Origin of the sequence: Leptospira adleri, assembly GCF_002811985.1 — a bacterium.
Classification (GTDB): Bacteria; Spirochaetota; Leptospiria; order Leptospirales; family Leptospiraceae; genus Leptospira; species Leptospira adleri.
In genome coordinates, this window is the sequence record NZ_NPDU01000010.1 from 77,356 (window position 1) to 93,403 (window position 16,048).

At 42.7% G+C, this 16,048-nt stretch carries 20 protein-coding genes; 9 read left to right on the top strand and 11 right to left on the bottom strand.

The window, feature by feature from the left end:
- Window positions 1–15: 15 nt before the first annotated feature.
- Complete coding sequence (locus tag CH376_RS05640) at window positions 16–345, bottom strand: hypothetical protein (RefSeq protein ID WP_100786920.1); 330 nt, start codon at window positions 343–345, stop codon at window positions 16–18.
- A 225-nt stretch (window positions 346–570) separates the two neighbouring features.
- Between CH376_RS05640 and CH376_RS05650 the strand changes: the two genes are divergently transcribed.
- From CH376_RS05650 to CH376_RS05660, 3 genes are all read left to right on the top strand, one after another.
- Entirely contained in the window at window positions 571–942 is a 372-nt protein-coding gene (locus CH376_RS05650; protein WP_100786922.1) for a hypothetical protein, read from the top strand.
- A gap of 374 nt (window positions 943–1,316) precedes the next feature.
- Window positions 1,317–1,703 (top strand): nuclear transport factor 2 family protein, encoded by a 387-nt coding sequence (locus CH376_RS05655; protein ID WP_100786961.1) that lies wholly within the window; start codon window positions 1,317–1,319, stop codon window positions 1,701–1,703.
- Window positions 1,704–1,802: 99 nt separating this feature from the next.
- Window positions 1,803–2,501: a FecR family protein gene (locus CH376_RS05660; protein ID WP_100786962.1), complete on the top strand. Its 699-nt coding sequence runs from the start codon at window positions 1,803–1,805 to the stop codon at window positions 2,499–2,501.
- A gap of 79 nt (window positions 2,502–2,580) precedes the next feature.
- Here the strand turns inward: CH376_RS05660 and CH376_RS05665 are convergent, their stop codons facing one another.
- Window positions 2,581–3,570, bottom strand: coding sequence for an endonuclease/exonuclease/phosphatase family protein (locus CH376_RS05665; protein WP_100786923.1), 990 nt, complete (start codon window positions 3,568–3,570; stop codon window positions 2,581–2,583).
- Window positions 3,567–4,883, bottom strand: coding sequence for a glycoside hydrolase family 3 N-terminal domain-containing protein (locus CH376_RS05670; protein ID WP_100786924.1), 1,317 nt, complete (start codon window positions 4,881–4,883; stop codon window positions 3,567–3,569). Before CH376_RS05670 ends, CH376_RS05665 begins: the two co-directional genes overlap by 4 nt.
- A gap of 264 nt (window positions 4,884–5,147) precedes the next feature.
- Between CH376_RS05670 and CH376_RS05675 the strand changes: the two genes are divergently transcribed.
- On the top strand, window positions 5,148–5,858 hold the full coding sequence (locus tag CH376_RS05675; RefSeq protein ID WP_100786925.1) for a glycoside hydrolase family 25 protein: 711 nt from the start codon (window positions 5,148–5,150) through the stop codon (window positions 5,856–5,858).
- Window positions 5,859–6,002: 144 nt separating this feature from the next.
- Window positions 6,003–6,482 (top strand): TPM domain-containing protein, encoded by a 480-nt coding sequence (locus CH376_RS05680; RefSeq protein ID WP_100786926.1) that lies wholly within the window; start codon window positions 6,003–6,005, stop codon window positions 6,480–6,482.
- A 5-nt stretch (window positions 6,483–6,487) separates the two neighbouring features.
- Here the strand turns inward: CH376_RS05680 and CH376_RS05685 are convergent, their stop codons facing one another.
- From CH376_RS05685 to CH376_RS05700, 4 genes are read right to left on the bottom strand one after another with little or no spacing between them, the layout of a single operon-like run.
- On the bottom strand, window positions 6,488–6,940 hold the full coding sequence (locus CH376_RS05685; RefSeq protein ID WP_100786927.1) for a VOC family protein: 453 nt from the start codon (window positions 6,938–6,940) through the stop codon (window positions 6,488–6,490).
- Window positions 6,937–7,368 carry a hypothetical protein gene (locus CH376_RS05690; RefSeq protein ID WP_100786928.1) on the bottom strand — a complete coding sequence of 144 codons (432 nt, stop codon included), beginning with the start codon at window positions 7,366–7,368 and terminating at the stop codon, window positions 6,937–6,939. The genes CH376_RS05685 and CH376_RS05690 overlap by 4 nt, the downstream gene beginning before the upstream one ends.
- Window positions 7,365–7,868 carry an SRPBCC family protein gene (locus tag CH376_RS05695; RefSeq protein WP_100786929.1) on the bottom strand — a complete coding sequence of 168 codons (504 nt, stop codon included), beginning with the start codon at window positions 7,866–7,868 and terminating at the stop codon, window positions 7,365–7,367. Before CH376_RS05695 ends, CH376_RS05690 begins: the two co-directional genes overlap by 4 nt.
- A gap of 29 nt (window positions 7,869–7,897) precedes the next feature.
- Complete coding sequence (locus CH376_RS05700) at window positions 7,898–8,254, bottom strand: ArsR/SmtB family transcription factor (protein ID WP_100786930.1); 357 nt, start codon at window positions 8,252–8,254, stop codon at window positions 7,898–7,900.
- 206 nt (window positions 8,255–8,460) lie between these two features.
- Between CH376_RS05700 and CH376_RS05705 the strand changes: the two genes are divergently transcribed.
- Window positions 8,461–9,078, top strand: coding sequence for a succinate dehydrogenase/fumarate reductase transmembrane subunit (locus CH376_RS05705; protein WP_100786931.1), 618 nt, complete (start codon window positions 8,461–8,463; stop codon window positions 9,076–9,078).
- Window positions 9,079–9,217: 139 nt separating this feature from the next.
- Here CH376_RS05705 and CH376_RS05710 read toward each other — a convergent pair whose 3' ends face one another.
- A complete protein-coding gene (locus CH376_RS05710; RefSeq protein ID WP_100786963.1) occupies window positions 9,218–10,225 on the bottom strand; it encodes an N-acyl homoserine lactonase family protein in 1,008 nt (335 codons plus the stop codon).
- Window positions 10,226–10,362: 137 nt separating this feature from the next.
- Between CH376_RS05710 and CH376_RS05715 the strand changes: the two genes are divergently transcribed.
- Window positions 10,363–11,070 carry a Crp/Fnr family transcriptional regulator gene (locus CH376_RS05715; protein WP_100786932.1) on the top strand — a complete coding sequence of 236 codons (708 nt, stop codon included), beginning with the start codon at window positions 10,363–10,365 and terminating at the stop codon, window positions 11,068–11,070.
- Between the two features lie 62 nt (window positions 11,071–11,132).
- Here CH376_RS05715 and CH376_RS05720 read toward each other — a convergent pair whose 3' ends face one another.
- Window positions 11,133–11,507, bottom strand: a complete 375-nt coding sequence (locus tag CH376_RS05720; protein WP_100786933.1) for a nuclear transport factor 2 family protein — start codon at window positions 11,505–11,507, stop codon at window positions 11,133–11,135.
- Between the two features lie 43 nt (window positions 11,508–11,550).
- Window positions 11,551–11,850 carry a hypothetical protein gene (locus CH376_RS05725; protein WP_100786934.1) on the bottom strand — a complete coding sequence of 100 codons (300 nt, stop codon included), beginning with the start codon at window positions 11,848–11,850 and terminating at the stop codon, window positions 11,551–11,553.
- 56 nt (window positions 11,851–11,906) lie between these two features.
- Between CH376_RS05725 and CH376_RS05730 the strand changes: the two genes are divergently transcribed.
- Complete coding sequence (locus tag CH376_RS05730) at window positions 11,907–12,314, top strand: hypothetical protein (RefSeq protein WP_100786935.1); 408 nt, start codon at window positions 11,907–11,909, stop codon at window positions 12,312–12,314.
- Window positions 12,315–12,692: 378 nt separating this feature from the next.
- Window positions 12,693–14,270 (top strand): sensor domain-containing diguanylate cyclase, encoded by a 1,578-nt coding sequence (locus CH376_RS05740; RefSeq protein WP_338063570.1) that lies wholly within the window; start codon window positions 12,693–12,695, stop codon window positions 14,268–14,270.
- Window positions 14,271–14,963: 693 nt separating this feature from the next.
- Here CH376_RS05740 and CH376_RS05745 read toward each other — a convergent pair.
- Window positions 14,964–16,048, bottom strand: a 1,085-nt coding sequence (locus CH376_RS05745; protein ID WP_100787942.1) for a helix-turn-helix domain-containing protein, incomplete at its 5' end; no start/stop codon positions are given.

The following is a 16,048-nucleotide window of genomic DNA, read 5'->3' on the forward strand; positions in this document are numbered from 1 at the left end:
GAAAGGACCGGGATCCTAAGAAATAACGCCGAGCAAATCTAATACCACTAAAATGAAAGGGATCGAAACTCCGAAATAGGTGAGGATGGCCGAATAGACGAGCACTGGTTGCTTTCGAATGAATAGAAATAGAATCCAAAGCAAAATGAACGCAATTATGAACCAAACGGGCAACTGGAAAGCGTAAGCGAATCCGGAGGCGCCTTCGAAATTAGATACTTCCCTCCAATCCACGATCGCTTCCGCGACGTGATCCGCGATCGTGCCGGCGGTAAAAAGACTCGAAAGGAAATAAAAAACTACGGCCCAAACGCCTATCGATGATTCTTCCCGGTTGTCGGTCATTCGGTCGAATTCTCCTTTAAAATTTATATTTCGGAAGTTCTCGAGCTTCGCTTACAAGTCATTTTCGATAAAACTCTTTCAAGAAATGAAAAAAGAGAATTCAATGATTCTAATGGAGTTTAGTTTGAAATCCGTAATCTGGGAATCTGCGGGGAAAAGATCTTTCCTTTCTTATAGATCGTGTGGATCTGGTTTTGCAATTCCTTTTAAAGGGTTCTTTCTCGCATGAAAAATAAAAAGAATCAAGGTCAAACGTATGATTTTATCTGCTTTAGCGATTTGGCTTATGAATTCGACGTCGGCGAAAGGAAAAAGATCGAAAGCAAAATTCGAAAACGTCTGAAATACCACGGATTGGGTAAGTTCGATCCGGATCGGGTAGAGATCATCCGCAAACTGAAAGATCAGCTTCGCGAAGAATTTAGAGATTATAAAAGTTCCAAACATTATAGAGGAGGGACAGGCCCTTATTGTGATCCGAAAGATTTCGATTTTGAAAGTTTTCTTCAGGAATACCGGTCCAGATTTCCGGAAATTGCGTTAGCCGAAATGGAGGATATCCTTCACTTTGCGATATATTTATACTATCTAAGATAGTCTTTTCGATTTTGATAAGCGACTTAGGTTTCCTTCTTAGGAGCGATTCTTCGTTTCGAAATTCGGATTCTGCCGAAATGATTGCAAACGACTCGCCTTTTTGGATCGATGCTTCGGACCTCGATCTCTGAATTACCGATTGGGTTTCATTGCGGCGATTCGTGCATCGCGCAAAGTCCGGATTCTTGTTTGGTTTGATATAAAATTAACTGGAAATTGAATTCTTCTTTTATAAGATTGGAAAGAATGGCGTGAAGACGAAATCTGAAACGAGTCGGTTTTTAAAATCGAAGGTCCGATACGGATCACGCTCGTCTAACAAGGATAAGGAATTGATCTTGTTGGAAAAAATTACGGGTTGGAGGAAGAATGGTATGCCCACATCGGAAACCTTGGAACGTTTTATCGCGCTCGTGGAAGAAAACAAACACGACGTAGCGATCGAAGAATTTTACACGGAGAATTCTTCGATGCAGGAAAATCAATCTCCGCCGCGGGTCGGTCGTAGATTGCACGTCGCAAACGAAAGGAAAGTTCTTTCGAGGGTCAAAGCCCTTTCTTCGCAGTGCGTTCGTCCGGTCTTTGTGAACGGTGATAAGGTCGTGATTCGATGGATCTTTCACTTTGAATGGAAAGACGGAACTTCGATGCACATGGAAGAATTGGCCTATCAACGCTGGGAAGGGGAGAAAATCGCGGAGGAAACTTTTTTCTACGATCCCGCACAACGTCTTCCGATTCCTGCTAAAAGTTCCGATTAAAAGAATCGGCCCGATCGAAATTATCGTTTGCATTTTCAAAATCGATCCTTCATCCTTGTGATCGATTCCGATCTTCCATCGGGAAATAGTGGAGAACTTATGAAAAAAATTTTGATCTTTTCGGCTTTCGTCTGCGTTAGCCTTTTCTTCTTTGATTGCAAGAACAAGTCTTCGGACCCGACTAAGGGCGCGATCACCTTCGTAAAGGGAAACGTTTCGATTCAACGCGGGGATCAAAAGATCGAGGCTGCGGTTTCTCAGGAAATTCAAAACGGGGATACAGTGATTACAGGACCGAAATCGGTTGCGACCATCGTCTTCGGGGAAAATTCTTCCGTGATCGAAATTCAATCGGATTCTCAGTTTCGTCTGAAGGACGAATCGCACGAGAAAATATTCTTTCAAGATCGGGGAAGTTCCTGGGTTCTTGCGAATAAACTGGTAAAAGGAGACAAGCTCAGCGTTCATACTCCTACGAGTACGGCGGGAGTGAGGGGAACCAAATTTTTCACCGCGGTTCACGAAGACATGACCTTTACTTGTCACTGCGAAGGTCAGATCGAATTGGAAAATGTCGCGAACCATTCTAAAAAGATAAACGACTCCGATTATCTCGCCGTGACTCGTGGAAGTAAGACGATTTATCTTACCGAGAAAGATCTTCAAGATGCGAAAATCGCTTATTCTCACAATCACAGTGAAATTGAAAATTCTCCGCTGGGACCTCAAAGCCGGATGACGCCCGAACAGGTGCAGACTTTGCTTGGGCTTATCAAAAAGAAATTGGATTCTCTCTAATACTTTAGGAAATCATAATATTGCCGGTGGGTTTTATATTGTACCGGCGTTCTTTCTCTGTTCGGAGATTCCGACACGATCAAAAAACGAAATCGACGAGCAAGGGAAAGTGATCGGATCCGATATGTTTTCCCAATCGATACTCCTTGATTTTAAATTCTTGCGTAGTCAAAACGTGATCGATCGGAATTCGAAAAATTCTCGAATTGAAAACACGATAGAAAATATCACTTTCGGAGATCGGTTTTTGACCGGGTAAAAGTAAGGTCCGAAAATATTCCGGCGTTGGCCAGGTTCCGAACAAACCGAAATCCGAACGGGCGGTTCTTAATTTTGTCCCGCGGATGAGGGAACTGAATCCGGAAGACCAAGGAGTTGCGTTAAAATCTCCAACGAGCATCGCGGGAGATTCTTCTTTTATCAGCTCGGAATTGATGTTTTCCAATTGGAATACTCGGTCTTTCATAAATTCTTTTTTTGTAAGAATCGGCGGAACGGGATGAATCGCATACAATCGAAAAGCGCCGGAGGGAAAGAATACCGACATTCTTGCCAAAGGAATCTTCATTCTTCCTGTCGGAATGATTTCAAAGTTTTGAATATTATATTTACTGAAAATTGCAAAGGAAAAGTATCCGGTATCGTTGTTCGTTTCGTGAAAATGCCGGTAAGAGAATGTCGTATTTTTTAATTTCCTCATCCATTCTCTGTCCGGTTCTATCAGAACAATTACGTCCGGATCTTCTTTTTGAATCAACTCGAGGAGTCGATTGAATTGTCGATTCGGTTTATTTACGTTGGAAACAAGGATCCGATATGTTTCGTTTTTAGTCTCGACCGGATTTTGGGTTTGAGCGAAGAACGTGAGTTGATACAAACTTTCAGCGATCAGGATGAGAACCAAAAATAAGACGGAATCACTTTTTCGAATCCAAGATAGAACCGCGCAAAGCAGATAGAATACGAATAATTGAATTCTAAAATGCGTTACGATTTCGAAATAGGGATTTTCGGGAAAGAAATGAGAACATCCTACGAGAATCAAGAGCCCGGCAAAGACGAACTTCATTTCGAACCGAGGAGTTTATACATTTTCTCCATTCTAAGAACGCTCCGTTTTAAACCCGCTTCGAAAGAATCGTTATGATCCGATTTTATAAGCCGATACAAAATATCGTAGACTTGTTCTCCGTCGTACGAAATCAGAAGCAGGTCCACTCCCGCTTCTAAACTATCGTGGCCGGCCTGTGCGATTCCGCCGGAACGATAAAAGATCGGAAACATATTCAGATCGTCGGTGATCAGGATCGCCGAGTCCGAAATTTCTTTTCTAAAATAATCCGCGACCACGAGTTTGGATAAGGAAACCGGGTTTTGAGAATCCAATTCTTTCCAAAAAGAATGAGAAAGCATGACGGATACGATTTCGAATTTCCGCGCCGTTTCGACAAAGGGAACAAGGTCTTTCTTTTTCATTTCTTCCCTTGTGCGCGTAACGGCTCCGTTGAAAAAATGCGTATCTTCCGATACCGTGCCGATTCCCGGAAAGTGCTTTAACGTGGGAAGGATTCCGTTTTCGATCATCACTTCGGAATCGATTTTTACGAGTTCGGAAACGACCTGAGGATCCTCGGAGATCGCTCTGCTATGAATTTGACTGTAGAAGTCCAAAGGATTGGAATGTTTCTCTTTCAGATCGGCGACCGGACCAAAGTTGAAGTTCACTCCTACGTCGCGCAGATCTTTCGCTTTCTCTAATAGTGAGTTGCGAATTTTCTTTTTAGAATCGGGATCGTTTCGAAAGGATTCGTACAATTCCAAAAGGGAGGCCGGACGTTTGAGAGGAGGAGAAAGCCTCGATACGGGGCCGCCTTCCTGATCGGTGGAAATCAGAGCGGCCGGATAACCTAAATCACTTCTTATTTTTTGAATATTCTCGATTTTCTCTTTGAGTTTTTCCGCGCTCATGCCGGAAATATTATGCGAAGTCAGAAAAAAACCAGCAAAAGGGATCGTCAAAAAATTCTCCAGATCCGTTTCGTTTCTGTAGCCGACTACGATATGTTCCGCATATTTTCTAAGTAGTTTCGGATCGGCGGATAACACCGCTTTTTTTCTCTGGTAGAACAAGAGTTCCCGGTAAGACGAGTTGATCGCGCCGGCCCAGACGAAAAGAAAGGTAAGGAAAGCAAAGACGCGGACAAATCGATCCTGGTTCATCCTGAAACGAAACCAGTAAAGGGACGAGGTTACAAAGGCAGTTCCAAAGATCCAGTAAAGAGCAACGGATCGTATTTTCAGTAAAAGGGGATCACGGATCAAAAATGTAATCGTAAAAAAAAAGGCGGATACTATAAAACAAACTACACTGAATGAACGCATCAATAACAAATTCTAACCCTGAGCAGTTGCAAAACGTTTTCTGGTAAACAAGTTTTTTTCACAAACGCATCTTTACAACCTTCAAATTTCGCTTTTTAACGAAGTTTTTAGGAGGCGTCGATTGCGAATTTCAAACGGAATTCAACCGTCGCGGCGATTCCGATGAAAAAGAATCCTTTCCGGTTTTAAAAATCATGTTTCCTTTTTGAAAGATTCTTCTTTGATTGAAAACGATCGATTCCTTATATAAGAAAAAGATTCAGAATGAAACCGAAAATTCTATTAATCCTATCGATCGTATTTGTATTGTTAGGCGTCTACGAAGCCCTCGATTCGGGAAAAATCTGGTTCGTATATCCTTCCGAAAAAAAATATCCGTTACGCGGAATCGACGTCTCGCACCACCAAGGCAGGATCGTTTGGGACGAGGTTCCAAAACGGGAGGTTTCATTCGTTTATATCAAGGCCACCGAAGGCGCAGATTTTAGAGATCCTTCCTTTTTTACAAATTGGAAAGAAGCGAAGGAGGCGGGTTTCCCCGTCGGCGCTTATCATTTTTTCACTCTCTGCAAAACCGGCATCGAACAAGCCGAGAATTTTATAAGGTGGGTGCCTAAGGAATCAAATTCTTTGCCTCCCGTCTTGGACCTTGAGTTTACGGGAAACTGTAAGGAAAGGCCGAACTTAAAGAACGTAAAAAAGGAAATCCAAGATTATTTAGAAAGAATCGATTCCTATTACGGCAAAAAAACAATCTTATATTCAACTTTCGAATTTATAGATCAGTATATCGGGGAAGAATCTTTCGAACATCCGATTTGGATCCGAGATATTTTCAAACACCCGAATACATTTTCCGATATCTCCTGGATTCTATGGCAGTATAAGAATCGAGGAAGGATCTCCGGGATCGAAGGATACGTGGATTTGAATGCAGTGAACGGAAGTTTAGAATCTCTATTTTCCAAAAATTGAATGTTCGATACATTTTTCGGAACATTCAATAAGACCAAAGGTTTGACTTTAAAATAAATATGTTTATAAAATGAAAAATGTTCAAATGGAAGATTCTTAAAAAAAAAATTAATAAAAACAAACTCACGTTTTGTTGTGTAGGTAATGAGCTTCAGAATTTACAGCGTCTTACTTTTTGTCTTTTATCTTTCAACTGCTCCTTTTATTTACGGTGGAATTCAGAAAAATTGTTCTCACGATTATGCAAATAAACTTTCCCTGGAAACAAGATCTACAGTCAATCTTCTCTGTAGTTCCCTTTACATGGATACAAAACTTCGTTTGGAAGTTGTCATCGTACCCCTGCTCGACAATCTTACGGAAGAAGAATACGCAGTGAAGTATTTTCAAAAATTCGCTCAAACCGATTCTTCCTTTTTTGAAAATGGAATCGTCGTTCTGATTTCCTTCAGCGATCGTAAGATTCGAATCGAATTGGGAAAAGCCGCGGCGGAAAGAATGTCCAACTCGGAGGCAAAGGAAATCATTGAAAAGGATTTTATCCCTTACTTCCGTCAAGGTCTATTGAGTCCGGGAGTTTCCAACGGAGTCAAGGCGATCGTGGATTGGTATTCTATCCGCTGACGAAATTACTTTCCGTCAAAAGCGTTTTGAAGAGTTTTGATATCCAGCTTGTTCATCCCAAGCATCGCCTGCATCGCGCGATTCGCTTTTTCTCGATCCTCGTTTTGCAAGAATTTTCCGAGAACCGAAGGGATGATCTGCCAGGAAAGACCGAACTTATCTTTGAGCCAGCCGCATCTCTGAGGCTCGCCTCCCTTCGAAAGTTTTTCCCAATATTCGTCGATTTCTTCCTGTGTTTCACAATTCACGAAGAAGGAAACCGCGGGCGAAAACGTAAAGTGCGGTCCTCCGTCCAAGGCCATGAAGTTTTGACCTTCGAGATGAAACGTCGCGCTTACTACCTTTTCTCCGTTTTTTGAAATGTGTTCCACTTTCGAATTCGGAAAGATAGAAATATAAAAGTCGATCGCTTCTCCAAGATTATCGTTGAACCAAAGAAAGGGCGTGATTTTTTTCATCGTATTTCTCCTTGTCTTTCTCTGATTTTGGCGCCTAACCAAGCGGAGGGAAGTGCGCTCACAATCAATGCGACCGGATACCAAATCGGTCCGAGGTTGTATTGTAACGCTCCAATCGCGCCGATTGTGCTCAGAATCAATCCGATTCCTCCCAAGACGAGCGTATGACGCATCGGGTTTTTAGGAGCGAGAAACGCCGTGATATAACTTCCTAAAACCCCGTAGGCCAATCGATAGGAAAGAGCGAGGGCGTTTAAACCGTGGTCGAACATCGGTTCTCCCCAAGGGGGATAAACATTCAAAACGTGTAATATTTGATCCGTTCCCAGAGAAACGGCGAAGATAGTCGACAACCCGGCCAAAACCGAACCGATGCTTTTTAGAATATTCAAAAAATAAGAATTATCACTTCCGAATGTGTTTGTCATTTTGTTTCTCCCGGAAAGGTTGCGGAAGAAAGAATTCCGTCGAGCCTTTCATAGCTCGCCGAAACTCCGCTTTCCATCGGAGAATGGATCACGGAATCTCTTGCTGCGATCGATTCGTATTTTAACGTCGCGGTCATAAAAGTTTTCCCGTTTTTTTCGATCAGAACGGTGGTGATCAAAGATTCGCCGGAATACCAGGACTCGTCGAAAACTTCAGTGTGAACGATTCTTTCCGGTTTTTGGATCTCTTGATAGATTCCTCCCATTCCCATCGTTCTTCCGTCCTCGTGTTTCCAGAAGTAACGATACTTGCCGCCGACTTTCAGATCGATCTCGCAAACGACCATAGACCAACCCGGCGGACCTAAAAGCCAGCGTCTAACGTATTCCGGCTTTGTGAGCGTTTCGAAAACCATCTTACGCGACGCGTTGAATTCTCGAGTCATTTCGATTTCCAGATCGCCTTTGGGAACAAGTTTTAGATTACCGGTTGTGTTCATAAAATTCTCCTGAGTTGATTCGCATTCATTTAGGATTTACTTTTTTTCTTTGTCTTGAGTTCTTCCAAGAGATCATCCAGCTGTTCGAAACTTCCTTCCCAGAATTTACGATATTTCTCCAACCAATCGAACGCTTCTGCGAGAGGTTTCGCGTGAATTCTTCTCGGTCTTTTTTGAGCTTCACGACTTCTCGAGATCAATCCTGCCCGTTCCAAAACTTTGAGATGTTTTGAAATCGCGGGTTGGCTCATCGCAAATGGTTTGGCCAATTCCATCACGGAAGTCTCTCCTGCGGCCAATCGAGCGAGGATCGCGCGCCGGGTCGGGTCGGAAAGTGCGGCAAAGGTAGAGTTCAAACGGTTCGAAGTTTCGAGTTTAGAATTCATTCTTTATATAACTATTAGGTTATATAAAGAATGAATAGCAAGCCCTTTTTTGCCGTTTTTATCAGAATAAGAATTTTCGAAAAGGGTTTCTGGCGGGATTTATCTTTGATTTGTTTGTCACAGAGGCTCGTGATCCCGCGTCTTCTTTCTAAAGAGAAACGGAACGGATCCGAAAAGAACGTTCCTGAATCTTATAGGACTTGATTATGACGATTAAAAAAATTCACTATGTTTCGGGGTTAACGATTTCCGTCTTTATCGGATTGCATCTTTTCAATCATTTTATGAGTTTTTGGGGACCCGCGGCTCATATCTCAACTATGGAAACGATTCGTCTCGTTTACAGAAACGTTTTTGTGGAAACGTTGCTTCTTCTTGCTGTATTGACGCAAATCGTTTCGGGAATCCGTTTGTTTATACGGAAGAGAACTGAGGTCTACGGTCCTTTCGATCGATTGCAGATCTTCACCGGTTTGTATCTCGCTTTGTTCCTAGTCATTCACCTAAGCGCTGTTATGACGGGGAGATTCGTCTTGCGTCTGGATACGAACTTCTACTTTGGTGCGGCGGGTTTGAATACGTTTCCGTTTAATCTATTTTTCATTCCTTATTATTCTTTGGCGATGATTTCGGTTTTTGGTCACGTAGCCGCGGTCCATAAAAATAAGATGAAACGTTCCGTTTTGGGCGCTTCTCCGGGACAACAAGCGGTTTGGATTCTTATCTGCGGCTTTGTTATTTCCGGAATTCTAATCTACGGTCTTACCAATCGATTTAACGGATTTCAGATCCCGAAAGAATACAAGGTATTGACCGGAAACTAGGATCGATTGTTAAGCGACATGAACTAAAGATCCGATTCTTCCCTTTAAACGGACTCCTTGCTACTTTGAGTCTCATGCCGATTCTTTTCGCATGAGACTTTTTTTGACGGATTTGATTGTTCTAAAACGGATTTTAAGATCATTCCTTTGTCAACGAGACGACGGATTCTTTTTTCCATTGAATCGGTTCGTGTCCGTAGATGACTTTGACTTTCGGATAAGCCGATGAAAAAGCTCTCATTCTCCGAAGGCTTTCCAAACTTTTCTTTTGATCTACCACCGCTCCGGGCGTCACTTCGTTTTCAAATCCCGCTTTGAGATGGGAAGAATCGAACGTAAACAAAAAAGGTCCTGTCTTCGTATTGAGCAAAACCGCCAATTCACCTTCGGTATGTCCTTCGGCGGATACGATCCACACCGATCCGTCCCCGAAAAGATCATAAACATTTCCTAATATAGGCATGTTCTGAAATCTGTCTTTGTTAAGAATCGAAACGTCAAAGTCCACTTCTAAAGCTCGGGGCGCGTATCCGTGAAGAATGGAAAATGCGCTGCTTGCGTCTTCGGCCTCTTCTTCGGAAATCAGAATCCGAACAGGACCTCTTTTTCTGAGTGCCTCCATCCCGCCGATATGATCCCAGTGTAAGTGAGAAATCAGGACAAACCTTAAATTTTCGTTTGATATATTCAATTTGTCTAATTGACTTGCAGAGTCGAGTCCCTTCTCGGAACGACAGGGGATATTCAGAATCGGACCGACGAGTGTGAAGTCGCAACGTCCTTGTTCGTCGACGGATGGAACTCCCGAGTCCATAAGAAAACGACCTTGCACGGGGTGGTGGACCAAATAACTCAGAGCGGGGACCCATTGTTCTTTTTTTTGATCCTCGGGCGTTTTAGGATTTTTAGAATCGATTAGAATGGACGGGCCCGTGAGAACGTACCCGGTCAAGAGTGCTTTCACCTCGAGCCGACTAGGATTTGAAAAAACTTCTTCCCAGTTCGTAAAACGTTTTTCCGTTCCTTGAATTTCATTCCAATTCTTGATTTCCTTTCGGAGAGGCGCGCGTAAAAAACATCCGCTTGTCGAAGCCGCCGCCAGGATCAAAAAGATTAAGAAAAGAGAACCGATCAACTTATGAAACATTGTAAAACCTCCGATGCGAATTAGTAATCTCTTGACTTCGAAGCCCATCGAAATCAGAATACATCTCGTCTTCGAAATCGCCTGGAACTTTTGTTCCAGACTCTCTAAAAATTCGAATCGATCCTTTCGGAGGAAAGATGGAGATAACGAAAGAGATCGCTCAAATTTTGGAACTCAGTATATTCTCGACCTTAAAAAGGGATTCCTACTGGCCGCTTTTGCAGAGGGGAAGGATCGTCAAAATCGGCGCGGGACAGATGATTCCTCAGAGTCCGGAAGGGACACGTTATGCGGGTTTGGTCCTCTCCGGATTTTTTAGAATGTATTTGTACGCTCCTTCAGGAAGACAAACCACGGTCCGATACGCGAAGACCGGAGAAATGATGGGAATCGTAGGCGCCATCGCGACGGACGAAAAATCGGGAGAACCGGAAGAGACCCACGTGCAGGCGTTGGCGGATTCCGTAGTGTTGGCAGTATCCTTTGACGACTTGCGTTTCTTTGGGAAAAAAACTCCGGATCTTGCCTGGTTGTTTGCGGAGGAATGCGCGAGAAGGGTGTACGCCGCTCTTCGAGAAGTCTATGGGATCGCCTTTACGAGCGTAAGACAAAGGCTCGCACGTCATCTGCTCTTGAACGCCTTGAGTCAAGAATCTCCGCCGTTTCTTTCGGTAAAGATGTTCCAGCAGGATCTCGCCGATTCGATCGGAACTGTGCGCGAAGTGGTCGTGCGCGAATTGAGAAGCCTCAAAAAAGAAGGATTGATCGAAAGCGCAAAAGGAAGAATCGAAATCGTTCAACCCGGAAAATTGCTTATCCTTTCGGAAGAATCAAAGGAATATTAAATAAATTAAATATACCCGAATGCGTTCGATGATCCCGGATAGAAGCTGGCTTGCCGGCGATTTTATTTTTTCGAAATCAAATTCCGCGTATCGAAGTAGACTTCGTTTCTTGTGATCTTTCCGTCTGCGACTTCCACTATGTCCATTCCGTATTCAATGATTTCTTTTTCTTTCGTAGGGATGACTGCTTTCCATTTTAATAAGAATCCTTTTTCGTTCGGAAAGATTTCTTCGTGAGTCCATATCCAATTCGGATTGTTCCGCAGTAAAATTTTGAAGTAAGGAAAAATCTTACTATGTCCTTGAAAACCTCGTTTGGCGGTCGGATCGGAATAGAAAGCGTCGTCCTCATAGAATGAAATCAGATGTTCCGGTCGATTTCCGGTCCAAGCGGAAAGCCATCGAATACAAAATTCTTCTGCTTCTTTTAAATTCATGCTCAAGTTCCTTTTTGAAAATTTAAATTCGATTTTTATTTATTCAATTTGTCTTTCGATTCGTCTGAAGATTGATTTTCATTTTGATTTTTCCGAGTCGGCGGAGGTGAAGTCCGACCGCCAAACGTACAATCTCCGAGGTTTTGATTCCGTAGTTTTTCGCCAAGAGATCGACTTCTTTCCACCAGGATTCGGGCAATCCGACGGATCTTCTTTCCAGGGGAGCTTTCGGATCGATTCTGGGTTGTCCGGCTTTGCGGATCACTTTTTGTTTTTGCTTCGATTCTTTTTTGATCACCTCAAAAATATAATAACCGGTTATTGTATTGTCAACGACTTTCAAATAAGGGTTGACCGTTTATGAAAGAAAGACCGAGTTTTGAAGGATAAGGAGAGCCTATGACTTCAAAAATAATCTTATGGATCCTCTTTTTTACTTTCGGATTTTTTGCGTTCTTCACGGAACAAAACCACAATGTAGTCGCGGTGAACGGCGTTGCCGGAGGGGGTAAATACGTCGTCTGGTTCGTGTTTGTCTGCTTTCTCGTTTATACGATGTATTGCAGTTGGCGCGAGAATCTAATTCAAAGCGTCAAAAAAATGTTCAAGCTCCACTGGGGGAGGCAGATCGGAATCGATCTCTACTTAGGACTTGGAATATCTTCCTTCTTTATCTATCTAAACGAAGGTTCGATTTGGCTTACGCTTTTTTGGTTAATCCCGGCGATGATTTACGGAAACTTGGCGCTCTTATTCTATCTATCTCTTCACTATGAAATGATTCTGAGTCGGTTTTGGGCCTTTTGAAAAAAAGAAGAATCGTAAAGACGGAATCTAAGTCTTCTGTGTTTTTATAAAAAAATAGAATCGGTTCCAAGATATGTTTTCTTTTGCCAAGATCGTATCAATTTGATTCTTCGGAGATTTTTATGACCTTAAAATTGAATCCTTATGGAAAACGAACCGTCTAATCGCCGTCTCATAGAGTTCCAATACTTTTGAACGGAATTCTTTTCGAAGATTTTTTTGACCTTCGTTTCCCAAGACAAATCTTTCATTTTCGAATTCGACACTTTTAGAGAGAGAATAAATATTTCTTTTTATCGAATCAAAATGCAACTCGACCTGAGAGGTCCTTTGTCTGGGATAGATGAGGAGAGTTAAAAGTTGCTGCGAAAGTATCGAATTCAAAGAGATAGAGAGAGGATCAGGATCAAAAAAAGGATTCTGTTTTTGCTTTTTGCAATCATCCCGCTTCTTATGTTTATCATTCTTGTTTATGAAGTTCAAAAGTTGGAAAACGATCTATATAAAACCGTCGGGATGAGAGCCCGTGCGATGCAGGATTATTTTCATCGTGTAAGCAATCAGTCGAGAGCGTTGGGTTTATCCGTGGCGAATTACATGCTCTATCACGAGGACGTAGCGACCGATCCTCGCATCGTTAAGAAGATGAAGGATCTATCTCATCTGAATCGTTTTGAAATCTCCATAGACAATCAATCCGAAAACGATCCCGCTTACGCAGGAACTTTTACCGGGATCGGATCGGTTCATAAAGTAAGTTCTTCGGCGTTGAAAGAAATAGAAGCGGTGTTGAGTTTGGGCGGGCAGTTCGAAACGCTTGCACAAAAACAGAACGACGTCGTATCGGCGTATTATCTTTCCGCTCAACAATTTCTTTACTTTACCCCCAGAATCGGGGAAGCGGCTAAAAATTTTCATTTTAAGGACGAGCTCTACACGAGGCCGTTTTGGGTTCAAGCCGAACCCAAAACAAACCCGGGCAAACGTCAAATCGTAACGGAGCTCTACGACGATATCGGAGGAAGGGGTTTGATGATCACGATCGCCGAACCGGTGTGTTATCGAGATAAGTTCATAGGCGTAGCGTCGATCGATATCGGATTGGAGATGATGAGGAGAATTCTGGAAACCGGCGACGGGATCGGTGAAAGTATGCTCATCGACGAACATCGACACGTGATCGCAAGAACCGCTCAGGAGGGTCTTGAGGATCTGCAGAAAATTCAAATTCCGGAGATTCCTTCTGAGACGTTATTTAGAAAGGATCACACGTATTGGGCTTCCTTTGAGATCAAGGCCGGCGAAGTTTATCTGATTCACAGAATCGAAGTCGTAGACTTTGTTCTTTTTGTTTTGAAAAGTCTGCTTCCGATTTGGGGACTCGTGTGCGCGTTGTCGGTCGTTTTGATTTTATATCTGCAGCTTCGCTCCTCCATCGAACAGATATCGGCTTTGATTCATACCGATCCTTTGACCGGAATTGCAAATCGAAGGGGATTCTTAAAATTAACGCAGAAGTCCCTGGCGATCAGCAGTCGTCACGGGCAAACTTGGACGATCTTGATGGTGGATATCGATCATTTCAAATCGGTGAATGATCAGTACGGACACGACGAAGGAGATAAGATTCTTGTGAGGGTTGCGAAAATTCTAAGCACCTGTATCCGACAAACCGATGCGCTTTGTCGTTGGGGCGGGGAAGAGTTTGCGATCTTTCTGTTCGGAGCAAATCCTGAAGATTCGGTCAACATCGCAGAACATCTTCGTCAAGAAGTGGAGAATCACGTCGTTCTGCAAAACGGAAACGCCGTGACGCTGAGCATCGGGATTTCCGAAGGTCGAGGAGGAAAGCACGGATTGGAAGAATCTTTTTCGCACGCAGACCAAGCTCTCTATCGAGCAAAAACGACCGGACGAAATCGAGTTTGTGTATTTGATCCTGTTCGTTCTTTTTGATTCAGATTATATCCTGGAAAGACCAAGGTTTTTCTTTGAGTTATGATTCAAGGCGTAGAAGGGAACTCACTCTATTGTACTGGTCTATCTGATTAATGAAAACAAGTTAATCAGATAGACAATTTTCAGATTCTTATTCAACTTTGTTCAGCCTGGCGCCGAATCTCAGCCTTGTTCTTACGGACGTTCTAGTTCGATTCTTACATTCAATTTCAATCTTTTCATATATTCTATATTTATTGAATTCAACTTATAACGAGATAGGATAAGAATTCAATTTTGAATTACACTCAATCCTAGTTTTGAATTCTCTAAACAACTTGGACTTCAAACGACTCAAGCTCCTATATCTCCATAAGCTCTGTATCTATTTGGCTAATTCGCATTCATTGGCCAAATAGATATTTTTTTTAGAAAATTATTTTTTCAACTTAACTTGTCGAATCCGATGGATTCCGATTTGGAATCAGAAGTGGAAAGACATATCTTTCCAGACCGTGAAGTAAAGTTGATCCCTCTTTTTAGAATAAAAAATTTTTTGGTCAGCCGTCGATATCGGATTCGGGCCGTTTTGTGTGTTTTGTAGGAGCTGTAACAAGATCTTCCGTTTAACGAGTGAACAACGTAAAGAACGGATATAAAGCCGGTAATTCGTTTCTTTATATCCGAAAATTGGAGTAAACCGAGAAAAGTTTAGTTCTGAGAATTGATCAACTTTCGAAATTCTCGAGGAGACTTTCCGGTGAATTTGACGCAAGCCCTGTGAAAGGAAGACGCAGAGTTGAATCCGCATTCCAAAGCGATTTGCAGAAGATTCATGTGGGATTTATTTCGCAGATTCCGTTTCACGTCTTCGATTCGATTCATGTTTAAGAAATCGGCAAATTTCATAGACATGTGTTTGTTGATATAGTAAGAAGCCTGATGCGTAGAAAGACCCAGATACGAAGCGAAGTCGGGAAGCCTCAGTTCCTCGTCGGCATATCCTCGAATTTGTAAGAATGCGTTGACCCTTTCTTCGATCTTACTCAACTCCACACCTTCCAAGATGTTTCGACTCAACTCCGGAATCGCGTCTTCCTCGTTGAGAAAAGGAGCGTCCTCTTCTGGAAGATCCGGCGTTGCGACCGAAATTTCAGCTTCTTTCCATTCTCCATTTACTTTGCTAAATAGCGCCGGATAAATCCTTTCGATCAAAGTCACGTAAGCCAATACGATTCCAGGGATGAGTTCCGAAATCAAAAGCATTTTTGTGGATCCCAAAATTGTGCCCGTTAAATCCAAAACTAAGGAGAATGAAATCACGAAACTCATAAAGGGAAAATGATAGAAAACCGGTTCTTTTTTTGCGTTTCGAATCTTATAGCAGGACCACCCGAACGTGTAGAGCGTGATGCAAATTCCGATTCCGTCGCAAACACAAATGTAGAGAATTTTCGGCAGTAGAAATGAAAACACAATCGCAACGGGAAGAATTCCGAGCGCGCGTTTGCAGTAGGACCAGGGGTTCTCTAAATTCCCTAGTATGAACTTCATACAAATGAGGACCGCGGAGCTTGCATAAAGAACGAGTCCGAAATAGAAACCTAAGAATACGGGATCTTGTAAAAGTCTCGGATCCGTTTCTTGCGGAAATAAGATCCTGTTATTGGTCATCAAAAACATACTTACGCTCAATAAGATCGTTCCGTATGCTTTGTTGAACTCGTTCTTTTTTCCTCCGTAAAATCTGGAAATCGACATGATCATTCCCGTTCCGACTCCGGCCGCGTGTGTGT

Coding starts and splice junctions, on each gene's coding strand:
- CH376_RS05640 (WP_100786920.1), bottom strand. CDS start 345: ATGACCGACAACCGGGAAGAATCATCGATAGGCGTTTGGGCCGTAGTT.
- CH376_RS05650 (WP_100786922.1), top strand. CDS start 571: ATGAAAAATAAAAAGAATCAAGGTCAAACGTATGATTTTATCTGCTTT.
- CH376_RS05655 (WP_100786961.1), top strand. CDS start 1,317: ATGCCCACATCGGAAACCTTGGAACGTTTTATCGCGCTCGTGGAAGAA.
- CH376_RS05660 (WP_100786962.1), top strand. CDS start 1,803: ATGAAAAAAATTTTGATCTTTTCGGCTTTCGTCTGCGTTAGCCTTTTC.
- CH376_RS05665 (WP_100786923.1), bottom strand. CDS start 3,570: ATGAAGTTCGTCTTTGCCGGGCTCTTGATTCTCGTAGGATGTTCTCAT.
- CH376_RS05670 (WP_100786924.1), bottom strand. CDS start 4,883: ATGCGTTCATTCAGTGTAGTTTGTTTTATAGTATCCGCCTTTTTTTTT.
- CH376_RS05675 (WP_100786925.1), top strand. CDS start 5,148: ATGAAACCGAAAATTCTATTAATCCTATCGATCGTATTTGTATTGTTA.
- CH376_RS05680 (WP_100786926.1), top strand. CDS start 6,003: ATGAGCTTCAGAATTTACAGCGTCTTACTTTTTGTCTTTTATCTTTCA.
- CH376_RS05685 (WP_100786927.1), bottom strand. CDS start 6,940: ATGAAAAAAATCACGCCCTTTCTTTGGTTCAACGATAATCTTGGAGAA.
- CH376_RS05690 (WP_100786928.1), bottom strand. CDS start 7,368: ATGACAAACACATTCGGAAGTGATAATTCTTATTTTTTGAATATTCTA.
- CH376_RS05695 (WP_100786929.1), bottom strand. CDS start 7,868: ATGAACACAACCGGTAATCTAAAACTTGTTCCCAAAGGCGATCTGGAA.
- CH376_RS05700 (WP_100786930.1), bottom strand. CDS start 8,254: ATGAATTCTAAACTCGAAACTTCGAACCGTTTGAACTCTACCTTTGCC.
- CH376_RS05705 (WP_100786931.1), top strand. CDS start 8,461: ATGACGATTAAAAAAATTCACTATGTTTCGGGGTTAACGATTTCCGTC.
- CH376_RS05710 (WP_100786963.1), bottom strand. CDS start 10,225: ATGTTTCATAAGTTGATCGGTTCTCTTTTCTTAATCTTTTTGATCCTG.
- CH376_RS05715 (WP_100786932.1), top strand. CDS start 10,363: ATGGAGATAACGAAAGAGATCGCTCAAATTTTGGAACTCAGTATATTC.
- CH376_RS05720 (WP_100786933.1), bottom strand. CDS start 11,507: ATGAATTTAAAAGAAGCAGAAGAATTTTGTATTCGATGGCTTTCCGCT.
- CH376_RS05730 (WP_100786935.1), top strand. CDS start 11,907: ATGACTTCAAAAATAATCTTATGGATCCTCTTTTTTACTTTCGGATTT.